This is a genomic window from Ruegeria sp. CG3, from assembly GCF_056537205.1.
Window position 1 is genome coordinate 238,083 of record NZ_JBQFRC010000003.1, and the last position, 23,752, is coordinate 261,834.

The following is a 23,752-nucleotide window of genomic DNA, read 5'->3' on the forward strand; positions in this document are numbered from 1 at the left end:
CCCTACATATGCAAGGCAATGCCCCAACACCAGACGGTCAGGTCGCCGACGCCGTTACCGGCAACTGGGTCGATACCCGCGCCCCGGCCTTTGCCCGCCCCTATCTGCGGCTGTCGCGCGCGGACCGGCCGATCGGGACGTGGCTGCTGCTGATCCCGTGCTGGTGGGGCCTGGCGCTGGCGATCCTTCATGACGGTCAGCCGCGGTGGGGCGATCTGTGGATTGCCGTGGGGTGCGCGGCCGGGGCCTTTCTGATGCGCGGCGCGGGCTGCACCTGGAACGACATCACCGACCGCAAGTTCGACGCGCAGGTCGCACGCACGCGTTCGCGGCCCATCCCCTCGGGTCAGGTCAGCGTGCGGCAGGCGGTGATCTGGATGGGCATCCAATGCCTTCTGGCGCTGGCGATCCTGCTGACCTTCAACCAGGCGGCCATCGCGATGGGCGTCCTGTCGCTGCTGCCGGTGACGATCTACCCCTATGCCAAGCGCTTCACCTGGTGGCCGCAGGTGTTTCTGGGGCTGGCCTTCAACTGGGGCGCCCTGCTGGCCTGGGCGGCGCATCGCGGTACGGTCGAATGGCCCGCGATCCTGCTGTACCTGTCCGGCATCGCCTGGACGCTGTTCTACGACACGATCTATGCTCACCAGGACGCCGAGGATGACGAGCTGATCGGCATCAAGTCCACCGCGCGCCTGTTCGGGACCGACACCGCGAAATGGCTGAAGTATTTCCTTGTGGCGACCGTGGCGCTAATGGGTCTGGCCATCGTCGAGGCCGCGCTGCCCAATTCCAGCGTGTTGGCGCTGGTCGTGGCCATCGGTGGACCTTGGGCAATGGGGTGGCACATGGCGTGGCAACTGCGCGGGCTGGACATCGAAGATAACGCGAAACTGCTGCAACTGTTTCGCGCCAACCGGGACACCGGCCTTATTCCGCTCATCTTCCTTTGCGTCGCATTGCTCCTCTGATTGCACCACGGTACCGGTGCCTGTAAGAGTCCCGCCCAATGGCCCGAGGAGATAAGAAACCGCTCATGCGCTTGCCGTATTTCCTGACATCAGCCCTGATCTTTGTCGTATCGGCGGGGGTCTGTCTGCTGGCCGCCGGATTCGCGGTGACCAAGATCGAAGAAACCTCGGAAACTGCCGTTCGAAATGCACTGAGCATGCAGGGCCATGAGTGGGCCGAAGTGCAGGCGGATGGGCTGCGCGTTGTGCTGACCGGTACTGCCCCGGACGAGGCCACGCGATTCAATGCGCTGACCGCGGCCGGTACACAGGTCGACACCTCTCGGGTGATCGATGAGATGGACATTGCCCCGACGGCTGACCTGACTCCGCCCAAATTCTCGGCTGAAATTCTTCGGAACGACAGCGGCATTTCCGTGATCGGGTTGGTTCCCGCCAGCGTGGATCGCGACGCACTGATGGACCGGCTGCAGAAGCTGGACCCCCAGGCGCGGGTGTCGGACCTGCTGGAGACCGCAGACTACAAGAAACCCAAAGGCTGGGACGACGCGATTTCCTATGCCATCCTTGCCCTGTCCAAGCTGCCGCGAGCCAAGATTTCCGCCAGCCCCGATCTGGTCAAGATCACTGCCATCGCCGACAGCCAGCAGGAAAAAGAACGGCTGGAACAAGAGCTGACACGCGCCGCGCCGCCCAGCTTGCGCATCGGTCTGGCGATTTCGGCACCGCGCCCGGTGATCACTCCGTTCACCCTGCGCTACCTGATTTCGGAGGAAGGCGGCCAGTTCGACGCCTGTTCGGCACAGGATGAAAAGGCGCGCGACACCATTGTTGCCGCCGCGCAGGATGCCGGGCTGTCAGGGCCCTATACCTGCACGATTGGCCTGGGTGTGCCATCGCCCCGATGGGCGCAGGCCGCTGAACTGAGTATCCGGGCGCTGTCCGAGATCGGGCAAGGTTCCGTCACGATGTCGGATGCCGACATCACGCTGATTGCTGAACCGAACACCAGCCCGGCCACCTTCGACAAGGTCGTGGGCGAGTTGGAGAACGCCCTGCCCGAAGTGTTCGCCCTGCACGCGGTTCTGCCCGAACCAGAAAACAACGAACAGGCCGGACCTGTGGAATTCACCGCCACCCGCAGCCCGGAAGGCCTGGTACAATTGCGCGGCCGTTTGGGCGACGATTTGCAGCGCGACATGATCGACAGCTACGCCCGGGCTGCCTTCGGATCCGATCAGGTTCACAGTGCCGCCCGCGTGGTCGACCAGATGCCGCAGGACTGGCCCGTGCGCGTTCTGGCGGGGCTGGAATCCCTGTCCTGGCTGAACAACGGCGTGCTGACCGTAACGCCTGACAAGGTCGAGTTGACAGGCGTCAGCCATGATGAAGACGCCAAGGCACAGATCGCGGGCCTGCTGTCCGACAAGCTGGGCGATGCGCAGGACTTTGACCTGTCGATCACCTATCAGCCCCCGCCCGAACCCGAAGACGCGCTGCCAGACCCCGAGCAGTGCGAAAGTCGCATCGCCGAGGTTCAGGAAACCCGCAAAATCACGTTCGAGCCCGGATCGGCTACGGTTTCATCAGAGTCCCGCGACAGTCTGAACCAGATTGCCGAGATCCTGCGCGAATGTGGACCGATCCGGATTGAAATCCAGGGTCATACCGACAGCCAGGGCCGTGAAGAGATGAACCAGCAGCTGAGCCAGTCACGCGCCCAGTCCATCCTGAACGAATTGCGCGCCCGCCGGGTGCCGACCAAAAGCTACTCGGCCGCAGGATATGGTGAGACGCAGCCGATTGCAGACAATGACACCGAAGACGGGCGCGAGAAAAACCGGCGCATCGAATTCCGGCTGATCCGGCCCGAGCCGATCGCCAATCAGGAAACCGGTCTGGAAGCCTTGGAGACCCAGACAAGCGCAACCGAACCTGCGCCAACAGAAGAAGAAGCATCCGAAACGGATGCAGGGGACCAGTAAGTTGAACAGAACCGAATTCATCATCGCCACCGCCGTCATCCTGTTCGCCGCCTTCTGCATGGGCTGGTTCGCCAACTGGCTGGTGCACCGCCTGTCGCGCGTGCGCCAATCCGACGTGGCCGATCTGGACCGCATGAGCCAGGAGTTGCACGAGGCTGAGGAAACCCGCGATCAGGCGATCACCTATCTGCAGCAGCGCGAGGCCGAGCTGACCAACCAGCTGACCCAGACCGAGGCCGAGCTGGCCGCGGCCATGGACGGGCTGCGCGCCGCCCGCCAGGAAGCCGAGGAATTGCGCGGCCGGATCAACAACGCCGACTGAGCGCCTACCAGCGCGACAGCGCGTTCTCGTCCTCGTCCGTGGCGGCAACCCACTCGGCGCCCGAACCTGTGATTTCCTTCTTCCAGAACGGGGCGCGGGATTTCAGGTAATCCATCAGGTATTCAGCGGCCTCGAACGCATCCTTGCGGTGCGGGGCTGCTGTTGCGACCATCATGATCCGGTCACCCGGGGCCAGCCGCCCATGGCGATGGATCACCAGCACATCGCCCAGCGACCACCGGGTCTTGGCTTCCTCGGCGATCTTGGCGATGGCGCGTTCGGTCATGCCGGGATAATGCTCGATCTCCATGCAAGCCAGATCGGTCTGCGCCAGATCGCGCACGACGCCGGTAAAGGTGACGATGGCGCCATTGGCCGTGTCACCCGCGGCAAAGGCATTGGCCTCGACCCCCAGATCGAACGGTTCTTGCTGGACGGAGATCCGCATCGCCCTAGCCGCCGGTCATGGGCGGGAAAAAGGCCACTTCGCGGACGCCGGCCAAGGGCGCGTCGAAATCCGACAGTTCCTGATCCAGCGCGACCCGCAGGGCCGACAGGTCGGCAAAGGCCGCGGCATAGCGGTCTTCACGAGCGCTGAGTTCCGCCACCAGATCGGAGACCGTGGCCGCGGTGGTTTCGACCTTTTCCTTCGGCACGCCGATCCGCTCGCGGACCCAGGCGAAATACAGAACATCCATGCGTCAGCCCTCCTTCAGATGGGGCATGGCTTTACGTAGGTAGTCGTAGCCGGTGATCAATGTTAGCGTCGCCGCGATCCACAGCAGCCACAACCCGATGCGGCCCGACCAGAACATGCCATCCAGCTTCCATTGCAGGCCTGAGATGTCCTCGACCTGACCCGACAGGATCTGGTCGATCAGCGCGGCATCCATGCCGAAGGTGGACATGACGAAATAGTGCTCGAATATGCCCTGCGAAAACAGCACGGCGATCGCCACCATCTGCGCGGTCGTCTTCCATTTGGCCAGCTTGGTGACCTTGAGCGTTCCGGCCACGTCGCCCAGATACTCGCGCAGGCCCGAGACGAAGACCTCGCGGAACAGGATCACGGTGGCGGGCAGCACCAGCCAGGGCGTCCAGTGCTCGGTCGAATAGCCGACCAGGATCATCAGTGCGATCACCACCATCGCCTTGTCGGCGATCGGGTCCAGCATCGCACCCATCTTGGTTTCCTGCTTCCAAGCGCGCGCCAGATAGCCGTCGAACCAATCGGTTATGGCCGCCGACAGGAACAGGATCAGCGCGAACCAATCCGCGTAGGGCCGTGTGAAATACAGAAACATCACCGCCAGGCCGGGCGCGGCCAGTAGGCGCAGCAAAGTCAGAATATTCGGCAGGTTCCACTTCATGCGCTGGACCCTACAACCATGGCCGGGAACAGAAAAGACGGCACGACAAAAAACTGCCAAGAACACAGGTGTTTGGACCACGACAGGTCAGACCGTCGCAGGCGGAGGATCGACGACCGTTTCCCCCTTGGCGCGGCGCGAAGAACGGGTCAGGTTGCGCGGGTATCGGCACATCAGGAAAGATCCGCCCCGTGACCTCACATATCAGAACCGATGCGCGCGCCAATCTGATCGGCAGCGCCTGGATGATCGCGGCCATGGCCGGGTTCGCCCTGGAGGACGCGCTGTTGAAAAGTGCCGCCAAGGTGCTGCCCATCTGGCAGGTTCTGGTGCTGTTCGGACTGGGCGGGGCGTTGATTTTCGCCGGGGTCGCGTTGATTCAGGGGCGGCGGTTGCTGCACCCCGATGTCCTGTCCAAGCCGATGAAGATCCGAGTGCTGTTCGAAGTCTTCGGCCGCCTGTTCTATGTGCTGGCCATCGCCCTGACGCCGCTGTCCTCGGCCACAGTGATCCTGCAGGCCACGCCGCTGGTCGTGGTGGCGGGTGCCGCGCTGTTTTTCGGGGAAACCGTCGGCTGGCGGCGCTGGAGTGCCATTCTGGTCGGACTGATCGGAGTGGTGATCATCATCCAGCCGACCGGAGACAGTTTCTCGGCCCTGTCCATTCTTGCGGTACTGGGAATGCTGGGCTTTGCCGGCCGCGATCTGGCCAGCCGCGCCGCCCCCGCCACGTTGGGCACCACCGTTCTTGGGTTTTATGGCTTTCTGTCAATTGTCGTCGCCGGTGGACTGTACCGGGCTTTCGAAGGCGCCGCCGCGGTGCCGGTGGACGCCAGAGCCGCCCTGCACCTGACTGGAGCCGTGGTGATGGGCGCGGTGGCCTATTCTTCGCTGATGCTGGCCATGCGGACGGGTGAAGTGTCGGCCGTAACTCCGTTTCGCTATACCCGCCTTCTGTTCGGCATCGGGCTGGGCGTGCTGATATTCGACGAGCATCTGGACCAGACCATGTGGCTGGGCAGCGCGCTGATCGTGGCCTCGGGGCTTTACATCCTGTGGCGCGGGCGCCAGCGGCCTCAGCCCTTTTCGTGAAAGAAATCATAGACCTTCTGCGCCAGACCGGCCGAGATCCCGTCCACCGCCTTCAGATCCGCCAGATTGGCGCGGCTGACCGCCTTTGCGCTGCCGAAATGTGCCAGCAGGGCACGTTTGCGGGCCGCGCCCACGCCGGGGATTTCATCCAGAGGCGTCGCCCCCATCGCCTTGGCCCGTTTGGCGCGGTGGGTACCGATGGCAAAGCGGTGCGCCTCGTCCCGTAGCCGCTGAATGAAATACAGCACCGGGTCGTTGCGTTTCAGGGCAAAGGGGCGCTGGCCGATGCGGTGGAACTCTTCCTTGCCGTGGTCGCGATCGACGCCCTTGGCGACACCGACCATGGGGATGTCCTCGACCCCGTGCGCCTGCATGATCTCGTGCACGGCGCTCACCTGCCCCGCGCCCCCGTCGATCAGCAACAGATCGGGCCACAGGCCCTTGTCGCGGTCGGGGTCCTCTTTCAGAAGGCGGGTGAAGCGGCGGGTCAGCACCTCTTTCATCATCCCGAAATCGTCGCCCGGCGTCAGGTCGTCGCCGCGGATGTTGAACTTGCGATAGGCGTTCTTCATGAACCCCTCGGGACCGGCCACGATCATCGCGCCCACCGCGTTGGTGCCCTGGATATGCGAGTTGTCGTAGACCTCGATCCGGTTCGGCGGCGCGTCCAGATCGAAGGCCTCGGCCAGACCGCGCAGCAGCTTGGCCTGCGTCGCGCTTTCCGACATGCGGCGGGCCAGCGCCTCGCGCGCGTTGCGCAGCGCGCCCGAGACGAGTTCCAGCTTTTCGCCCCGCTGCGGCACCAATATTTCGACCTTGCGGCCGGCCTTTTCGGACAGGGCCTGCTGCATCAGGTCCGCGTTTTCGATCCCGTCCGACAGGATCAGTTGGCGCGGCGGCTCCTTGTTGTCGTAGAACTGGCCCAGAAAGGCCTCCATCACCTCGGCCGCCGACACGTCGGGCCCGACCCGCGGATAGAAATCGCGGTTGCCCCAGTTCTGGTTGGCGCGGATGAAGAACACCTGAACGCAGGCCTGCCCGCTGTCCATATAAAGGCCGATCACATCCGCCTCGGCCACACCGCGCGGGTTGATGCCCTGCGCCGTCTGCACCTGCGTGAGCGCGCGTATTCGGTCGCGCAGGGCGGCGGCGCGCTCGAACTCCATCGCATCCGAGGCCTCCTGCATCTGCGCGGCCAGTTCCTCTTGGATTCGGGTCGAGCGTCCGGACAGGAACCGCTCGGCGTCGCGCACGCTTTCGGCATAGTCGGCCTGCGAAATCATGCCCACGCACGGCCCCGAGCAGCGCTTGATCTGATAGAGCAGGCAGGGCCGGGTGCGACTGTCGAACATCGAATCCGAGCAGTTGCGCAGCAGAAACGCCTTCTGCAGCTGGTTCAGCGTGCGGTTCACCGCGCCCGCACTGGCGAAGGGGCCGAAATAGGCGCCCTTTTCCTTCTTGGCCCCGCGATGTTTCTTGATCTGCGGAAATGGGTGGTCCTTGGCCACCAGAATGTTGGGAAAGCTTTTGTCGTCGCGCAGCAGCACGTTGTATTTGGGCTTGAGCTGCTTGATCAGGTTCTGCTCCAGCAGCAGCGCCTCGGTCTCGGTCCGAGTGGTCAGGAACATCATCGACGCGGTCGAGGCGATCATCCGCTCGATCCGGCCGGAATGTCCCGGGCGGGTGTAGTTCGACACCCGCGCCCGCAGGTTGCGCGCCTTGCCGACATACAGAACCCGGCTGTCCGCATCGAGCATCCGATAGACACCCGGCGAACTGTCCAGCGTCCTCACGTATTTCTGGATGCAAGCATAGCCGGTCGGCTGAGGCTGGGATTGAGGGGCGCTGTCGGCGGTCATGAGAGAGAGATACGATTCTCTGACCGTGGCTGCAATCTTGCGCGCCTCAGATCAAGAGAAAACAAATCCACGATTCTTGTGGATAACTGTGCGGACAACTTTCCCCGCACCGTGATTTTTCCTTGAATCCTTGTGTTTTCACTGCGTTGCACAATAAATAGGCACAATTTTAACATATTGACTCTAAACGATATTTTTATTATCGTTTTACAAGTGTATGAAAAAAAAGACATTTTTGTAACGAACCTGTAACAGGATCGAGAGCGGTGCAAAACTTGCAGGGCCAATACCTATTCAAGGCCCACTACATCAGGCGTTTGCCAGCCCAGATGCTGGCCGCCATCAACGCACAAAAGCTGGCCCGTGACCGCATGTGCGTCCAGAAAATACCCAAGCGCCGCGTTGATATCCGACGGGTTTGCACCGCGTTCCAGGACCGTGTTTTCGCGTTGCGTCTTGAAGTGCTGGGGGCTTTGCCGATGTCCCTGCAGGGTTGGACCCGGCCCAATGGCATTGACGCGAATGGCTGGCGTCAGTGCCTGGGCCGCCGTCCGGGTCAATGCCCATAGCCCCATCTTGGCGATGGTGTAGGACATGAACTCAGGCGTCAGTTTGCGCACCCGCATGTCGACCATATTCACGATCAAGCCGGTCGCGACGGGTTCGTCATTCTCATCCATCTCGGGTTCCAGACCCTGGCTTGCCATGGCTTGCGTCAGCACGAAGGGCGCGCGCAGGTTGCTGTCCATGTGGCGATCCCAGCTTTGCCGGGTGGCAGTGCGGATGTTGTCGTATTCGAAGATCGACGCATTGTTGACCAGACAGGTGATCGGACCGCCCAGCGCCTCGGCCGCGCGCGGCAAAAGGGTCTGCACCTGATCCTCGTCCAGCAGATCGGCCTGCAGCGCCACGGCATTGCGGCCCATTGCCTGGATCTCGGACACGGTCTCGGCAGCGGCAGCGCCTGAGGTTGCGTGATGCACGGCAACGTCCATGCCACGTTTCGCAAGGTACAACGCCATGGCCCGCCCCAGTCGAATGCCGGCGCCGGTCACCAGTGCTCGGGTCATGTAGGGGCTCCTTTCAGTCAGATCAGGCCAACAGGATCACGACATATGTGACGTACAGCAGCGTCAAGATGAACCCCCAGACCCGGGTGATGTCTTGCTTGAAGAAGACGAACGGGATCAGCAGCAGGGATGAGCCCAGCATGACCCAAAGATCGAATTGCAGGAATTCGGGGTCCACGGGGATGCGCCCGAACAGCGTGGCGATACCGACAATGCCCAGAAGGTTGAACATGTTCGAACCGATGACGTTGCCCAGAGCAACATCGGCCTGCCGGCGCAACGCGGCCATGACGGTGGTCGCAAGTTCGGGAAGCGAGGTTCCGACCGCGACCAGCGTCAGCCCGATCACCGTTTCACTGACCCCGTAGGTCCGCGCAATGATGGTCGCGTTGTCGACAAGAAGATGTGCGCCCATCGGCAGACCAATCAGCCCCAGCACCAGATACAGCGACACCTTCCAGTACGGCATGTCCGGGTCGGCCTCTTCCAGCGCTTCAAGATCCTGCTCTTCCGAGCAGGAATTGCGATGCGCGTGCGCTTCTCGGAAGGCGTTGAGCAGGATCAGAGCCAATCCCGCCAGCAGGATTGCCCCGCTGAACAGGTTGAATTCTCCGCAAAAGGCGAAACCGATGAACAGAACCGAGGCCAGCAACATGAAGATGTAGTTTCTGCGCGTGTTGCATTCGCTGCTGTGGATCGTTGCCAACAAGGCCGGCAAACCCAAGACCAGCAGAATGTTGGCCGTGTTCGAACCGACGACATTGCCCAGCGCGATACCGGGCGCATTTTCCTCGATGGCCTTGATGGCGATCAGAAGCTCAGGCGCTGAGGTACCGAAGGCCACGATCGTAAGGCTGACGATCAAGGCGGGAACACCCAGGCGCAAGCTGAGATTCACCGCACCCCGCACCAGCGCGTCACCGGCCAACAGCAGGATCAACAAGCCAAGACCGGAAAGCAGCCAGGCCGTCATCGACGCCCTCCTTGCTCACATGTGCAGGGGCCCTTGCCGATCCGGAACCGACCGCAGCGCGGACATTTCGCGGAATTCAATCGCTGTTGACCGGGAAAGCGCAGCTTTCCGAACATCGCCAGGACCCCCATGGCAACCAGAAACAGAATGACGACCTTGACGATCACGTCACATACCAAAGCGCGCGTAGGCCGCGCGCTCCTCGAGCAGGGAAATGGCGTCCTGCGCCATGTCCGTTCCGAACCGCGACCAGATCGGTCGGCGCAACCCGTAGCGCCGGAATTTGACCTTGTCGCCAAACACTTCCTGCATCCTTGGCTTCAGATGCGCGATGCCGTCGATCAGCCCAAGTTCATGCGCACGCCGCGCCAGCCAGATTTCACCGGTAAACAGATCGGCGGCCTCGTCCAAGCGACTGCCGCGCCGAGCTTTCACATAGGCAATGAAATTCTGGTGGATGTCCTCCAAAAGCCCCTTGAGACGCGCGACATCCTCTTCTTTCTCCGGAGAGAACGGGTCCAGCATCGATTTGGATTTCCCGGCGGTGTGCACGCGCCGCTCGATCCCCTGACGGGCCAGAAAAACATGGGCTCCGAACCCCGAGGAGATGACCCCGATCGACCCCAGAACCGAGCTGTCATCCGCCCAGATCTCGTCCGCCGAAGCCGCAAGCCAATAACCACCCGAGGCCGCCACGTCCTCGACAAAGGCATGGACTGGCACCTTGAACTCGTCGGCCAACCGTCGGATCCGCGCACCGATCAGCGAGCTTTGCACCGGCGATCCGCCCGGCGAATTGATCTCGAGCGCGACGGCGGCAGGTTTTCCCTTGCGGAAGGCTTTTTCCAGAACCGGTGCCAAAGAGGCATCGTTCAGCGAGGCTCGGCCAGCCATTCCAATGGCTCCGGACAGGCGAACGACAGCCACGGTTGGCTGCTTGTTGAGAAACGGCAGGCTGAGTTTCATGGGTGCCGATGTAGAGTGCGCCCGCCCCTTAAACAAGGGACCCCACCTGCCATGAACGTGACGTGAACCAAAATCCTGTTCAGCCACGGCAAAAATGCAACGCCCTAGCTGCGGATGCGCCACCCGGTTTTGAAGATCCAACCGATGACCGCCAGGCAGAAGCCGGTAAAGGCCAGGATCGCCAGAAGGCTAAGCAGAATGGGCACGTCCGAAAGCCCGTAAAACGACCAGCGAAAGCCCGAGATCAAATAGACCACCGGGTTGAACAACGAGATCGTCTGCCACACCGGCGGCAGCATCGAAATCGAGTAGAACGTGCCGCCCAGAAAGATCAGAGGCGTCACAACCAGCTGCGGTACCAACGACATCTGTTCGAAATTGCTGGCCCAGATCCCGATGATGAAGCCCAGCAGGGAAAAGCTGAGGCAGGACAGGATCAGAAAGGCGGCCATCGCGAAGGGGTGCTCGATGCGGATGTCCACGAAGAACGTGGCGGTGGTCAGGATCACCAATCCCACGAACAACGCCTTGGTCGCGGCGGCGCCCACATAGCCGATCACGATCTCGATGAAATTCACCGGAGCCGAGAGCAGTTCGTAGATCGTGCCCAGGAACTTGGGGAAATAGATGCCAAAGGACGCGTTCGAGATCGACAGCATCACCACCGACAGCATGATCAGCCCCGGCACGATGAAGGCGCCGTAGGAGACGCCCTCGACCTCCTGGATGCGACTGCCGATGGCAGTGCCAAACACCACGAAGTACAGCGAGGTCGACAGAACCGGTGACAGAAAGCTCTGCGCGAGGGTTCGGAAGAACCGGGCCATTTCGAACCGGTAGATGGCGGCGATGGCGGACCAGTTCATGCGGCATCTCCGGACACGAGGTTGACGAAAATCTCTTCCAGGCTCGATTGCCGGGTCTGAACGTCACGCAACACCAGCCCCGCCTCTGCCACGTCATTCAGCAAAGTGGTGATGCCAGTGCGATCGGCCTTGGTGTCGTAGGTATAGATCAGCGCATCGCCCTGCCCGTTCAGCACCAGATTGTGGTGGGCCAGACTGCCGGGAATGTCCGAGATCGTGCGGGTCAGCATGACCTCGATCTGCTTCTTGCCCATCTGCGCCATCAAGGTGTTTTTGTCCTGCACCAGCATCAGTTCGCCCTTGTCGATCACACCGATCCGGTCGGCGATGGCTTCGGCCTCTTCGATGTAGTGGGTGGTCAGAATGATGGTAACACCGGCAGCCTTCAACTCGTCGACGATGGCCCACATGTCCTTGCGCAGTTCGACATCCACACCGGCGGTGGGTTCATCCAGAAACAGCACCCGCGGCTCGTGCGCCAGCGCCTTGGCGATTAGCACCCGCCGCTTCATGCCGCCCGACAGTTCCTTGATCGCGTTCTTGCGCTTGTCCCACAGCGACAGCTTGCGCAGGATCTCTTCGATCCGGGCACTGTCCTGCCCATAGCCGAACAGACCGCGCGAAAACCGTACGGTGTTCCAGACCTTCTCGAACGGCTCCAGCGCAATTTCCTGCGGCACGAGGCCGATCATGCGCCGGGCTGCACGAAAGTCCGTGAGGATGTCGTGCCCCCCTACTGTGACGGTCCCAGACGTGGGCGTGGTAATCCCGCAAACCGTCGAGATCAGGGTTGTCTTTCCCGCCCCGTTCGGGCCGAGCAGGGCCAGGATCTCGCCCTCTTCGATGTCCAGCGATACGCCTTTCAGCGCTTCGAACCCGCCGGCATAGGTTTTGCGCAGATCCTTGATCGAAAGAATTGTCGTCATGCGTTTTCCCAGTTCTGGCCGGGACAGTATCGCGCCAGAGGATTGCCGAACAGACCAAATCCGCACAGTCCTCTGCGCGCAAACGCAGGTTTCACTCGCGCCCGGTTAGGCGACCCAGCCAGCCTTTCTTTTCCCCCTCGGGAGTGTCTTCGCCGCCCTCTTCCGGCTCTGCAGGGCCTTCGAAATGCTGCTGAAGGTTCGAGAAGAACTGGTCAGCCATCTTTTTGGCAAAGCCGTCGATCAAACGGCTGCCTAGCTGCGCCAGCTTGCCGCCGACCTTGGCATCCACGTTATAGGCCAGAACCGTTCCATCGCTGTCACTGGCGCTGAACGTGACACTGGCGCTGCCCTTTGCAAAACCCGCGGCCCCGCCTTTGCCCTCACCGGCGATGGTCAGGTTTTGACCCTCAACCATGTCGGACATCGTGACGGTGCCTTTGAACGTGGCCTTTACCGGCCCGACCTTCTGCACCACGGTCGCCTCGTAACCGTCCGTCGGATTGCCCGAAACCTCTTGCGCACCGGGCACGCAGGCTTTCAGCACCTCGGGGTCCAGCAGGGCCGCATAGACATCGGACGGCGCCGCCTGAATTTCACGCGTGTCACTCATTTGCATGGGAGCACCCCCCTTTCTTGAAATGTCTGATATTCGACCAAAGACCTATCCACGAACTGCCGTTGCGGCAACCGTGTTCCACACATTACCCGCCGCCCCCGGAATCCTGAGCCCGCATGTCGGAAATCCGTTTCTGCACCAGTTCCAGATGCAGACGGGCATCATACTGCCCTTGCCTGTAGGCCGCTGGCAGCCGTAGGTCCGCCAGCTTTTCGTCCAGCACCTGCAATTGGCCTTGCATCCGCGCGAGGTCTTCCGCGGAAGGGTTGTCGGCCAGGTCCTGTTCGATCAGACGAATTTCCGGGTAGTGCTGCCAGACACGCCATCGTTGGAAATAGGCGTAGATGCGCGGCAACAACCGGACCAGCGGAAGGACGATGAAAAAGAACGGCAGGAACAAAAGGAAAACCCGATTGACCTGCGCCGCCACCCAATAAGGCAACCAATCATGCCAGGTGGATGGCCCTTCAAGTATCAGCTGCCGTGCGGTGTTGTTGAGGGGCAATGCGGTCCCTTCGATCCCCGGAAAGGCCCCGGGGTCATTAATGATGCCCTGAGCCTCGTGCAGGGCTATCGCCGCCATCGTCAGCCGGTTGACCAACGCCGGATGCAGTCCCGGCCGCACGACCAGCCGCGCCTCGAGAGCGATCAGATCTACCGGGCGCGGCGGCAGAACCGGGTTCAGCGACATGCCTCCGGTCGGTACGGTCACCACGGTGGCATAGGACAAACGACGCGAAATCGCCTCGACATGTTCAAGGTTCAGCACCTTCAGTCCAGGCACCTCGTACGCGGCCAGCAGGTAGGGAGCTTCGATCGGGGCGACAAAAACGGCGATGTCCAACGTTCCGTCCAACAAGGCGTCGGCCGCCTGGTCATAGGGCAGTGCAACATGCACGTTATCCTCTTGGGCCAGCCCGACAGCGCGTTCGAAGTCGCGGAATGCGTCCGCGGTGCCGGACCCGGGTGCACCGCTGTTGATGCTCAACCCACGCCACAGCGCGGGATTGGGCGGAATCCAGGCATCCTCGCGCGCCATGAAAATCATCGGCTCGAAAAACACGGTCCCGATGGCCTGCGCCCGATCCGGGTCAACTTCGATGCCGCCCTGCAAGAAGGCCACATCCACAGCCCCGTCTTCCAGGAGACGCGCATTTTCGACAGACCCTGCGGTTTCGACGATCTCGAGCCGAATCTCATCCTCGGCAAGGATATCGGAGTAGTCCTGCGCCACTTCGATATAGGCACCACCCGCCGGTCCGGCTGCCATGCGCAGGTCGCCGGGCGGGTGCAGCAGAAGGATGATTGCCACCAGAACCGCCAAGACCATGGCGGCACTGATCGTGATCCAAAGACGCATCCTACCCCTCGCTGGTCCACCCCGGACAGCACGCTACGCCGCTGGCCCCAAGCTGGCAAGTATTCCGATGTGTTTGTTGGTTTTTCCCGTTCCGGATCAGACCGATGCCAGACGCCGCGTCGCCGCCGGTCGGTCTTGCATTCCTGCTGGGCGCCGGCCAGCATCGCCGCGAGGGAGTGCTGCTCATGCTGAACGGAATCCGTGTTGTCGAAATCGAGGGTCTCGGCCCCGGCCCGTTCGCCGCCATGATGCTGGCGGATCTGGGGGCCGATGTCGTGACCATCCACCGCAAGGGGGGCGCCGTCACACCCGGCATGCCGGACCGATCCGTGCTGGACCGGGGCAAGCGCTCGATCGCGCTTGACCTCAAGGACCCCGGCGACCTAGAAACCGCCCGGCACCTGATCGCAACCGCCGATGCGTTGATCGAGGGCTTCCGCCCCGGCGTGATGGAGAAGCTGGGTCTGGGGCCCGATACCTGCCACGCCGTGAACCCGGCGCTGGTCTATGGCCGCATGACCGGCTGGGGCCAGGACAGCCCGCTTTCCGACGCCGCAGGACATGATCTGAACTACATCGCGCTGTCGGGGGCACTCTGGTATGGCTCACCACCCGGCAGCGAACCGATGACCCCGGCCACGCTGGTCGGCGATATCGGCGGCGGCGCGATGTATCTGGTCACCGGCATACTGGCCGGGCTGCTGAACGCGCGCGCAACGGGCACAGGCACGGTGGTCGACGCCGCCATCTACGACGGATCCGCGCACATGATGAACCTGCTGATGAGCCTGCGCCAGACCGGCAACCTGTCCGACACGCGCGGCCAGAGCCTGCTGGACGGCCCGCATTGGAGCCGCACCTACGCCTGCGCGGATGGCGGCTTTGTTTCGGTCCAATGTCTCGAGCCGAAATTCTACGCCCAATTCCTGGAAATCCTGGGCCTGTCCCAAGACTCGGCGTTCCAGCGACAATACAACAGCACGCACTGGCCAGACCTGACCCGGCGCCTGGCGGAAATCTTCGCAACCAAACCGCGCGACCATTGGGCCAAACTGTTCGAAGGCTCAGACGCCTGCGTCGCCCCAGTGCTCTGCCCCGACGAGGCCGCAACCCACCCGATGAACACCGCCCGCCAAACCTGGCGCACGGCAGACGGCACCCTGCAGGCCGCCGCCGCCCCGCGCTTCTCCACCCACCAATGGCAGCCGAAACCCAGCCCGGCCCGCGGCCAACACACGACCGAAATCCTTACGGAACTTCAGGCTCTCAAGAAGACCTGACACACCCTTCATCTGGCCAACGGCCAAGAGGGCGCTGGCCCCCTCCCGCGCCGCCTACCCGCCGCGGACCGTGTCAATCATCAACTGCACATTCTCCGGGTCGGCATCCGGCGTGATCCCGTGACCCAGATTGAAAATATGCGGCCCCTTGGAAAAGGCGCGCAGGATGCGGCGGGTCTCATCCACCAGCGCCTGCCCGCCGGTGACCATGTGCGACGAGGCCAAGTTGCCTTGCACGCAGCCATCCACCTGCACATGTTCGGCCGCCCATTCCGGAGCAACCGAGTTGTCCAGCGCCACGCAATCGACACCGGTGGCCTTCGCGAAACCGACATAGCCCTCGCCCGCCTCACGCGGGAAACCGATGACGAGAATGCCCGGGTGGCGTTCCTTGAGCGCCTGGGTGATGGTCCGGCACGGCTGGACCGCGTATTTGGTGAAAGCCTCGCCTTTCAGCGACCCGGCCCAGCTGTCGAAAATCTTGACCACCTCGGCCCCCGCTTCGATCTGAGCCGACAGATATTCGATCGTGGCCGCCGTGATCCGGTCCAGCAACGCCTCGAACAGCGCGGTGTTTTCCTCGCGCAGAGCGTGGGCAGGGCCCTGATCAGGGGTGCCACGCCCGGCAATCATATAGGTCGCAACGGTCCACGGAGCGCCGGCAAAGCCGATCAGGGTCGTCTCGGACGGCAACTCGCGCGACAGGATGCGCACGGTTTCATAGACGGGCGACAAGGTCTCGTGAATCGCATCAACCGGCTTCAACGCATCGAAATCCGACTGCTGCGTGATCGTCGACAGGCGCGGCCCTTCGCCGGTGACGAACCAAAGATCGGCACCCAGCGCCTGCGGCACCAGCAGGATGTCGGCAAACAGGATCGCGGCATCGAACCCATAGCGGCGGATCGGCTGCAGCGTCACCTCGGCCGCCAGATCGGGGGTGTAGCACAGCGACAGGAAATCGCCCGCTTGTTCCCGCGTCGCGCGGTACTCCGGCAGATAGCGTCCGGCCTGTCGCATCATCCAGATCGGCGGCGTGTCCAGTACCTCGCCCGCCAGCGCCCGCAGCAGTTTCTTGTTCTCGGCCATGTCAGCCCCCACTATTCCGGTTTGCGCAACGGGTCCGCCTTCAGCGGCAAAATGTCAAGCGCGGCCCCCATTGTCAGGGCAATGTGACGCGACTAAAGCTGTGCCCATGACTTTGACCCTGCCCACCCCCGCATCGCCGCTGAAGATCGGCACCCGTGGTTCGCCGCTGGCGCTGGCCCAGGCCCATGAAACCCGCCAGCGGCTGTGTGATGCTTTCGACCTGCCGGAACAGGCGTTCGAGATCGTGGTGATCAAGACCACCGGCGACAACCGCGCCATGATCGACGCGGACCGCCCGTTGAAAGAGATCGGCAACAAGGGCCTGTTCACCAAGGAAATCGAAGAGGCGATGCTGGCTGGCGATATCGACATCGCCGTGCACTCGACCAAGGACATGCCCGTCGAACAGCCGCAAGGGCTGGTGCTGGACACGTTCCTGCCGCGCGAGGACGTGAGCGATGCCTTCATCTCGCCCCGCCTCAACTCGATCCATGACCTGCCAGAAGGCGCGGTCGTCGGCACCTCGTCGCTGCGGCGGCGGGCCCAGTTGCTGCACCGCCGGCCCGATCTGAACGTGGTCGAGTTCCGGGGCAACGTGCAGACCCGGCTGAAGAAGCTGGCTGATGGCGTGGCCGAATGCACGTTTCTAGCCATGGCCGGCATCCGCCGCCTGAACATGCAGGACGTACCTGCCACTGCGATCTCGCCCGACGACATGCTGCCGGCCATCGCACAAGGTACGATCGGCATCGAACGCCGCGCGGACGACCACCGGGCCGCCGAGATGCTGGAAGCCATTCATCACTCTGAAACGGCCTGTCGTCTGGCGGCCGAGCGCACGTTGCTGGCCGCGCTGGATGGGTCCTGCGAAACTCCGATTGCCGGTCTGGCTGAACTTACCGATGGGCAGTTGCGACTACGCGGCGAAGTCCTGCGCCCGGACGGATCGGATGCTATCAGTGAGAGCGAGACCGGTTCGACGGAGGACGCAGCGGAAATGGGCCGGGCCATGGCGGCAAAACTGCTGCACCGTGCCGGGCCCGGATTCTTCGAGTGGAGAAATTTGTAAAAAAGTTTCTGCGAATGTGAACTGCTTCACTGTCGCCCCGGTTGAAATCGGGCATCAATGTGTCATCCCGATTGGGAATGTGGATCAGTCTCGAATGTATCGAAGTTTTAGTTCGTGATTTTGTAGATAGTATTCGAGGGGGCGAGACTGAGAACCCTGTCCGATCGAAACGGGTCGTGCCTTTGAAAAAAGGCGCGGCCCGTTTTGACTCTGCGGCCCGCAATGGGACCCTGTCATCCGGGAAACCGGTGCACGTTACCATGATGGCTGAACATCGCCTGGCCCGAGCGGATGTCGAACCGGAAATCAGCCGACCGTCCCGGCAAGGCCGCATAGAACGCGCGCAGGCCCGGTTCGACCAAGCCTGCTTGGGCGCTGCAGGCTTCGCTCAAGCGCTGTATTTCGTCGTGAGCCCGCCGTGCACGTATCGCAATGATCAGATCCTGATGCATCTCCTGCAGCTTCCGGAAATCCGCGCTATGGGCCAACACGCTGTCACCGACCAAAGCAAATAACGGCTCCAGTTCGGTCTTGCCTTTCAGATGAACAAGCCCGGCTTCGAGCATCGCGAGATCGGCGCCAGCAGCCTGTGAGACTGAGCTTGAGATCAGGATGTCATATTCGACCTGGCGGCAACTCTGCTCGATTCGAGCGGCGACGTTGACCACATCTCCGATCACCGTGTAGTTGAATCGCCGCCGCGAGCCAATGTTGCCGACGCAGGCCATTCCCGTGGCACATCCTGTCGCCAATGCGATCGGAGGATGCCCGCGCATCGTGTCCGAAGCATTGAACTCGGCCAGAGCTCGCCGCATCTGCAACGCAGCCTGTGCCGCCAGAAGCGGGTGCCGCTCCACCGGAACCGGCGCGTTCCAGAACGCCATGACCGCATCCCCGATGAATTTGTCGATGGTGCCTTTTTCGTGCAGGATCCGGTCTCCGATGACCGAAAACAGTTCATTGAGCAGCGCGACCAGGTCCGTGGCCGACACCCGCTCGGACAACGGTGTAAACCCGCGAATGTCCGAGAACATGACCGTGATTTCCTGCGTTTCACCGCCCAGTTGAAGTTGGTGTCCGGTTGCATCCATCTCGTCCAGGATCTCGGGCGCGACATAGTGCGAGAAGATCCGCCGGATCACCCGCTTTTCCCGCTCGGTCGATATGAACAGATAACCGGACAACAGCCCGAAATTGGCCATCCCGCCGGCAAGCGGGAAGGTTGCATCGAACAGCACGGACTGGTTCTGAAATGCCAACCAACTGACCCCGACAACCACGGCCGCCGCGATGCCGCCGGCCATGAACGAGGCAACGGCCCCGAAACTGGACATGACGACCGTGACGACGACTCCAAGGATGATGAAAGCCAGAAGTTCGAGGGCGGCGGTGACATCCGACCGGGTCAGCATGTCGCCCAGCAGCGCCTGCTCGATGACTTGGGCGTGGATGGAGACGCCGGGAACGGACTCTCCCAACGCAGTCTGATGCATGTCGAACAGACCTGCCGCCGATGTTCCGATCAATACGATCCGGCCTTCGATCTGGCTGCGCAGAACCGGATCATCTGCGGATTGCAGTATGTCATTGGCCGACAGGTAGAGCCCGGGATCATCCGGTCTGTACCTGACCCAGACCTCTCCGTTTTCCGTTGTGGGCAGGACCAGACCCGCCAATTCGACCGACAGCACGATGCCGGCCTCGCCCTGAGCCCCTTCGATGAAGATCACCGGCTCGCCCGTCGCGACCCTCAGGGCCTCCAGCCCAAGTCCGGGCAGAACACCGCTTGGCCCCTGCCACAACACCGGAACGCGACGCACCACGCCCGTGCCGCCCAAAGGTGAAACATTCACACCGCCGATCCCGGTTGCATCCTGGTCCAGCGGTGGCGCCAGCGGAGTCCAGTGGGGCACGGACACCAGCCCGGCGGCCGGGTTTTCGCCGATCTCCACGATCCCGGCCTTCGGGGCAATGTCCTGATCCCCTCCGGTCAACCGCGCCGCCACACCCATCACCACGGGCCAGTTCGAAACCTCGGCCCCGAACAAGATGTCATTGTCCAGTTGGGCGGCCTCCTCTTTGGCGCTGAGAATGTCAGCCAGGGCCGGATCACTCAGCAGCCACGACGGTGAGTACCGATCGGGCTCGGCGAACAACATGTCAAAGGCAATTGAAGCGGCGCCATACTCGCCCAAACGCTCGACCATCTGCGTCAACAGGGTCCGGGGCCAGGGCCATTGGCCCCAATTCTCGAGCGACGTTTCGTCGATATCGACGACCCGGACCGGCAAATCGGGATCGAAGGCGCGCGGGGACAACCGCTGCAACACGTCGAAATAGATCAGCCGGGACATGCGGACCGGATAAGGGTCCAGTACCCGCAGCAGACAACCAAACAGGATCAGACCCAGGCCCACCAGCCGAAAAGCACGGCGCCGTCCGGCTTTCTCGTGCTGCCTGACGCTCACGTCAACCTCTGCTCGCCGGCAACGACATGGACAACGCTCTAGCCATCGCCACCGGACCCGAAGACACCGCCGCCAGTATCCGGCCGATCATCGACAGTTTCGGGCCGGTCACCCGGCCTGTCGAACTGCCCGACCGGATCCGGTTGTTCGGGCGGCGCGGCAACCGCTGCCTTGACCTGCCTCTGCGGCGGAGCGGACCGGCGCGGTTCGGGCGCGTCCGACTTTGCGCGCGGCGCAGGTTGGGATTCACCCGAGCAGCCCTCGACATCCACCTGCAAAGGCGGTTTGAGGTCTTTCTGCGACTGAATGAAAGGAAAACCGCTGACCACGGCCTTGTCATACATCGCCTGATCGACCGGCCGCCCCACCGCACCGCGCTGGCTGGTTGCATACAAGCTGCAAATCCGGCCCGTCGATCGGCAAGAGCCGCCGAGGCCACACATCTGAACCGTGCCGTGCAGCACGAGCATCGCGCTTTGGTTTCCCGGCGCGATCCACATGTCAAATACCGTGCCCCGCACCGCCATGGTGGCAGTCGGCGTCTTGATGGAGTAGGCGCGTTTCCTGCTTTTGCCCGAGATGAACCGGAAGCTTCCACCCAGCGCCTCGACAGCAAAGCTCTTGGCCTTGCGGTTGCCGCGCAACATCTTCACGTCCAGAACCATCCGCGCATTGGGACCAACCGCGATCTTCGTGTCATCCACAAAGACAAGCTGAACCACGCCATTCGCATCCGTGACGATCGAGTCGCCGGACAACACCTCCATCCCATTACGGAGGGGCAGCGTTTTGCCGCCACGGGTCACATCCGCCCCCTGTTTCACGCTGATTACGGTTCCGATGTTTGCCCAGCTGAGGGCAGGAACGCAAAGAACGAAAAAACCAACCAGAACAATCTTCAACCAAGCCAAAATGCCAGCCCTTCCCCCAAAGGTTACTGTCGAGCGCGGATGCGCTCACTGCCCGGCCAGCCTCTGAAACTGTTTTTTGGATCAATCAAAATGACTAAAATCTTAGCAAATATGCATCCATTGGCATGTAATTGGCAAGTTTTCTGTTCTTATGCCTGTTCCGCAGACAAGCCGAGCCGCCGAGTTTAGTCAAAAGAAACGGCCGTTTCTGCAACTCAAACCACCTGACACTGGAGATCCAGCAGAGCGCGTTCCAAAGCCAAAGGCAGGCAACCTTTCCAATTGGTTCAGCCGTTTGCGACACCCATCATTTTGCGGATGCAGTTCCCCACCGCACCTGGCTCGCCATAATTTTTGTGTCCGATTACGTACTCTGACCGCGCGTACATTCTCAGGCCAACGGACGTTGGGATATCGAAACCAAATCGAAGCAGAACGCGAATCCACGCATGGTTCTTGGAAATCCAACAGCAAGACATGGTGACCACGCCTTGGCCCAAGCGGGTGCAGACTCAAGCGATTCCAAGCGTTTTCAAGGGCTTCGCCCAATCTGGCAAAAATTTCCCGCGGTGCAGGAATTGGCCTTGTATTTCCGTCGCTTGCACGGCTATACCCGTCGGCGGAGACGTGGCCGAGTGGTCGAAGGCGCTCCCCTGCTAAGGGAGTAGGCGGGAAACCGTCTCGAGGGTTCGAATCCCTTCGTCTCCGCCATTTTCCCAAAAATCGCTATCTCTTAACCGCATGATAGTAGGTCGGAATTCGGCGTTTTTGCGCTGACGGCGGTGTTTGGTCCGCTTGATTTGCTGCACATTTTGCTACACAATTTGCTGCACAAACGGGGGATTTCTCCGCCATGAGCATCGCGAAACGAGGCCGTCTCTACCACCTCCGCCGCCGCGTCCCGCGTCGGTATCGGGGCATCGAGCCGCGCGAAACCGTCTGGATCAGCCTGCGTACCGACTCGGAGACGGTCGCTCGGAGCAAAGCGGATCGCGCTTGGTCTCAGATGATCGAGGCCTGGGAGGCGCGACTGGCCGGGAACAACGTGGATGCGGAGGCCCGCTACGAGGCCGCGCGTGATCTGGCCCGGGCGCGGGGCTTTCGGTATCTCGATGCGGGGGCCGTGGCCAAGCTCCCGGTCGAAGATGTCATCATGCGCGTGGAGGCGATCCCCGCGCCTGCGAACCAGCCCGATACCATCGAGGCCGTCGCCCTTCTCGGCACCGTCCCGGAACCCCGCATCACGGTCATCAAGGCGCTGCAATTGTATTGAGGCCTCGCCAAGGAAAAGACACTTGGCAAGAGTGAGGACCAGCTTCGCCGCTGGGAAGCACCGCGCAAGAAGGCGGTGAAGAACTTCGTCGCAGTCGTCGGCAACAAGGAGATCGCCAACATCACCCGCGACGACATGCTGGACTTTCGCCAGCACTGGCTCGACCGGATCGAGGCGGGCGAGGTCACGGCGAACTCGGCCAACAAGGACCTGATCCATCTTGGCGACGTGTTGAAGACCGTGAACACGATGAAGCGGCTGGGGCTGTCGCTGCCTTTGGGCGAGCTGTCGTTCAAAGAGGGCGAGAAGCTAACGCGCCCGCCGTTCAGCGAGGACTGGATCAGGACACGGCTCCTCGCCCCCGGTGCGCTGGACGGGTTGAACGGCCAGGCCCGTGCTCTGTTGCTGGGGATGATCAACACCGGCTACCGGCCCTCCGAGGGCGCAGCGCTCACGGCGGACACGATCCGGCTCGATGGCGACGTGCCGCACATCTCCATCGAGCCCGAGGGACGGCAATTGAAGAGCCACTATGCGCGCCGCGTGATCCCGTTGACCGGCGTCTCGCTCGAAGCCTTCAAACAGCACCCGTAAGGCTTCCCGCGTTACCGCAATCGGGCGACCCTCAGCGCGGTCGTGAACAAGTTCCTCCGCGCCAACGTCCTGCTCGAGACGCCGCGCCACTCGATGTATTCCCTGCGTCATTCCTTCGAGGACCGCATGCTCGCCGCCGGGATCGACGATCGCATCAGGCGCGACCTTTTCGGTCACTGGCTTGACCGCGAACGATACGGCAAGGGCGCGTCGCTGGAACACGTCGCAGAACTCGTCGCGCGCTTCGCCTTCTGAGCCAGCAGCGCCTGTGCTCGTCGCTGCGCCTCCAACAGCCGTCTTTCCTTCTTCACGGCCGCGGCCAGTTCGGCCTCGAGTCGCTCGAAGACTGGCGCAAAGGTCGGGTCATCGGCAACCAGCGCAGCCACCTTCAGAAGTGCCGCCTCGATCCGCGCGGCATCGACCGGTTGGGCCGGGCGATTGCGTCGCTGTGAAGGTCGGGCGCGTGTCATGCCAACAAGCATGTGGCGGCGCGTCCGTCTTGTGCAGGGCGCGCGGCCGCGCCGCGCAAAGCGGCCTGCCACAGCGTGCAAATCGGACGGGATACTCGCGCGATCTGGGGCAGCTACTGGTCGTCGATGCCGTGACCTTGGCGGTCACTTCCAGATCACGACTCATGCGTCGAAGAGCGTTGCAAGGGTCGCCGCATTTGCGCCTTTGGGAGAGCGTAAAATT

At 62.2% G+C, this 23,752-nt stretch carries 20 protein-coding genes, 1 tRNA gene and 1 pseudogene; 8 read left to right on the top strand and 14 right to left on the bottom strand.

Annotation, left to right across the window (positions count from 1 at the left end):
- Positions 1-8 precede the first annotated feature (8 nt).
- The 3 genes from ubiA (at position 9) to ACR0NB_RS14550 (ending at position 3,278) form a co-directional block, all read left to right on the top strand.
- Positions 9-971 carry a 4-hydroxybenzoate octaprenyltransferase gene (gene ubiA, locus ACR0NB_RS14540; protein ID WP_170435976.1) on the top strand — a complete coding sequence of 321 codons (963 nt, stop codon included), beginning with the start codon at positions 9-11 and terminating at the stop codon, positions 969-971.
- Between the two features lie 65 nt (positions 972-1,036).
- Entirely contained in the window at positions 1,037-2,956 is a 1,920-nt protein-coding gene (locus tag ACR0NB_RS14545) for an OmpA family protein (RefSeq protein WP_480776059.1), read from the top strand.
- A gap of 1 nt (position 2,957) precedes the next feature.
- Complete coding sequence (locus ACR0NB_RS14550) at positions 2,958-3,278, top strand: hypothetical protein (protein WP_093963571.1); 321 nt, start codon at positions 2,958-2,960, stop codon at positions 3,276-3,278.
- 4 nt (positions 3,279-3,282) lie between these two features.
- On the opposite strand, the gene ACR0NB_RS14555 is transcribed toward ACR0NB_RS14550, so the two are convergent.
- From ACR0NB_RS14555 to pgsA, 3 genes are read right to left on the bottom strand one after another with little or no spacing between them, the layout of a single operon-like run.
- On the bottom strand, positions 3,283-3,726 hold the full coding sequence (locus tag ACR0NB_RS14555) for a molybdenum cofactor biosynthesis protein MoaE (RefSeq protein ID WP_480776060.1): 444 nt from the start codon (positions 3,724-3,726) through the stop codon (positions 3,283-3,285).
- 4 nt (positions 3,727-3,730) lie between these two features.
- Positions 3,731-3,976: a molybdopterin converting factor subunit 1 gene (gene moaD / locus ACR0NB_RS14560; protein ID WP_170540862.1), complete on the bottom strand. Its 246-nt coding sequence runs from the start codon at positions 3,974-3,976 to the stop codon at positions 3,731-3,733.
- A 3-nt stretch (positions 3,977-3,979) separates the two neighbouring features.
- Positions 3,980-4,648, bottom strand: coding sequence for a CDP-diacylglycerol--glycerol-3-phosphate 3-phosphatidyltransferase (gene pgsA / locus ACR0NB_RS14565; protein ID WP_170342342.1), 669 nt, complete (start codon positions 4,646-4,648; stop codon positions 3,980-3,982).
- 191 nt (positions 4,649-4,839) lie between these two features.
- Here pgsA and ACR0NB_RS14570 point away from each other — a divergent pair, with 191 nt between their 5' ends.
- On the top strand, positions 4,840-5,739 hold the full coding sequence (locus tag ACR0NB_RS14570) for a DMT family transporter (protein WP_170359982.1): 900 nt from the start codon (positions 4,840-4,842) through the stop codon (positions 5,737-5,739).
- On the opposite strand, the gene uvrC is transcribed toward ACR0NB_RS14570, so the two are convergent.
- The 8 genes from uvrC to ACR0NB_RS14610 form a co-directional block, all read right to left on the bottom strand.
- A complete protein-coding gene (gene uvrC, locus ACR0NB_RS14575) occupies positions 5,724-7,598 on the bottom strand; it encodes an excinuclease ABC subunit UvrC (RefSeq protein WP_480776061.1) in 1,875 nt (624 codons plus the stop codon). The two genes, ACR0NB_RS14570 and uvrC, sit on opposite strands and share 16 nt — an antisense overlap.
- Before the next feature lie 290 nt (positions 7,599-7,888).
- Complete coding sequence (locus tag ACR0NB_RS14580; protein ID WP_480776062.1) at positions 7,889-8,668, bottom strand: SDR family oxidoreductase; 780 nt, start codon at positions 8,666-8,668, stop codon at positions 7,889-7,891.
- A gap of 22 nt (positions 8,669-8,690) precedes the next feature.
- Complete coding sequence (locus ACR0NB_RS14585; protein ID WP_480776063.1) at positions 8,691-9,641, bottom strand: calcium/sodium antiporter; 951 nt, start codon at positions 9,639-9,641, stop codon at positions 8,691-8,693.
- 168 nt (positions 9,642-9,809) lie between these two features.
- Positions 9,810-10,607, bottom strand: coding sequence for a S49 family peptidase (locus tag ACR0NB_RS14590; RefSeq protein WP_170342352.1), 798 nt, complete (start codon positions 10,605-10,607; stop codon positions 9,810-9,812).
- Between the two features lie 104 nt (positions 10,608-10,711).
- On the bottom strand, positions 10,712-11,473 hold the full coding sequence (locus ACR0NB_RS14595) for an ABC transporter permease (RefSeq protein ID WP_093963579.1): 762 nt from the start codon (positions 11,471-11,473) through the stop codon (positions 10,712-10,714).
- Entirely contained in the window at positions 11,470-12,399 is a 930-nt protein-coding gene (locus ACR0NB_RS14600) for an ABC transporter ATP-binding protein (RefSeq protein ID WP_480776064.1), read from the bottom strand. The genes ACR0NB_RS14595 and ACR0NB_RS14600 overlap by 4 nt, the downstream gene beginning before the upstream one ends.
- Before the next feature lie 91 nt (positions 12,400-12,490).
- Positions 12,491-13,015, bottom strand: a complete 525-nt coding sequence (locus ACR0NB_RS14605; RefSeq protein ID WP_480776065.1) for an SRPBCC family protein — start codon at positions 13,013-13,015, stop codon at positions 12,491-12,493.
- An 85-nt stretch (positions 13,016-13,100) separates the two neighbouring features.
- Entirely contained in the window at positions 13,101-14,375 is a 1,275-nt protein-coding gene (locus ACR0NB_RS14610) for a TAXI family TRAP transporter solute-binding subunit (protein WP_170359971.1), read from the bottom strand.
- Between the two features lie 185 nt (positions 14,376-14,560).
- On the opposite strand from ACR0NB_RS14610, the gene ACR0NB_RS14615 reads away from it, so the two are divergent.
- Positions 14,561-15,655 carry a CaiB/BaiF CoA transferase family protein gene (locus ACR0NB_RS14615; RefSeq protein ID WP_480776163.1) on the top strand — a complete coding sequence of 365 codons (1,095 nt, stop codon included), beginning with the start codon at positions 14,561-14,563 and terminating at the stop codon, positions 15,653-15,655.
- Positions 15,656-15,709: 54 nt separating this feature from the next.
- Here ACR0NB_RS14615 and hemE read toward each other — a convergent pair whose 3' ends face one another.
- A complete protein-coding gene (gene hemE, locus ACR0NB_RS14620) occupies positions 15,710-16,744 on the bottom strand; it encodes a uroporphyrinogen decarboxylase (protein ID WP_480776066.1) in 1,035 nt (344 codons plus the stop codon).
- A 106-nt stretch (positions 16,745-16,850) separates the two neighbouring features.
- On the opposite strand from hemE, the gene hemC reads away from it, so the two are divergent.
- Positions 16,851-17,813, top strand: coding sequence for a hydroxymethylbilane synthase (gene hemC / locus ACR0NB_RS14625; protein ID WP_480776067.1), 963 nt, complete (start codon positions 16,851-16,853; stop codon positions 17,811-17,813).
- A 233-nt stretch (positions 17,814-18,046) separates the two neighbouring features.
- Here the strand turns inward: hemC and ACR0NB_RS14630 are convergent, their stop codons facing one another.
- Together ACR0NB_RS14630 and ACR0NB_RS14635 are read right to left on the bottom strand one after the other, a co-directional pair.
- Positions 18,047-20,281, bottom strand: coding sequence for a CHASE2 domain-containing protein (locus ACR0NB_RS14630; protein ID WP_480776068.1), 2,235 nt, complete (start codon positions 20,279-20,281; stop codon positions 18,047-18,049).
- 38 nt (positions 20,282-20,319) lie between these two features.
- Complete coding sequence (locus tag ACR0NB_RS14635) at positions 20,320-21,048, bottom strand: FecR family protein (protein WP_480776164.1); 729 nt, start codon at positions 21,046-21,048, stop codon at positions 20,320-20,322.
- Positions 21,049-21,813: 765 nt separating this feature from the next.
- On the opposite strand from ACR0NB_RS14635, the gene ACR0NB_RS14640 reads away from it, so the two are divergent.
- A tRNA-Ser gene (locus ACR0NB_RS14640) sits at positions 21,814-21,903 on the top strand.
- A 142-nt stretch (positions 21,904-22,045) separates the two neighbouring features.
- Positions 22,046-23,314, top strand: a pseudogene (locus ACR0NB_RS14645) (DUF6538 domain-containing protein).
- Positions 23,315-23,752 lie beyond the last annotated feature (438 nt).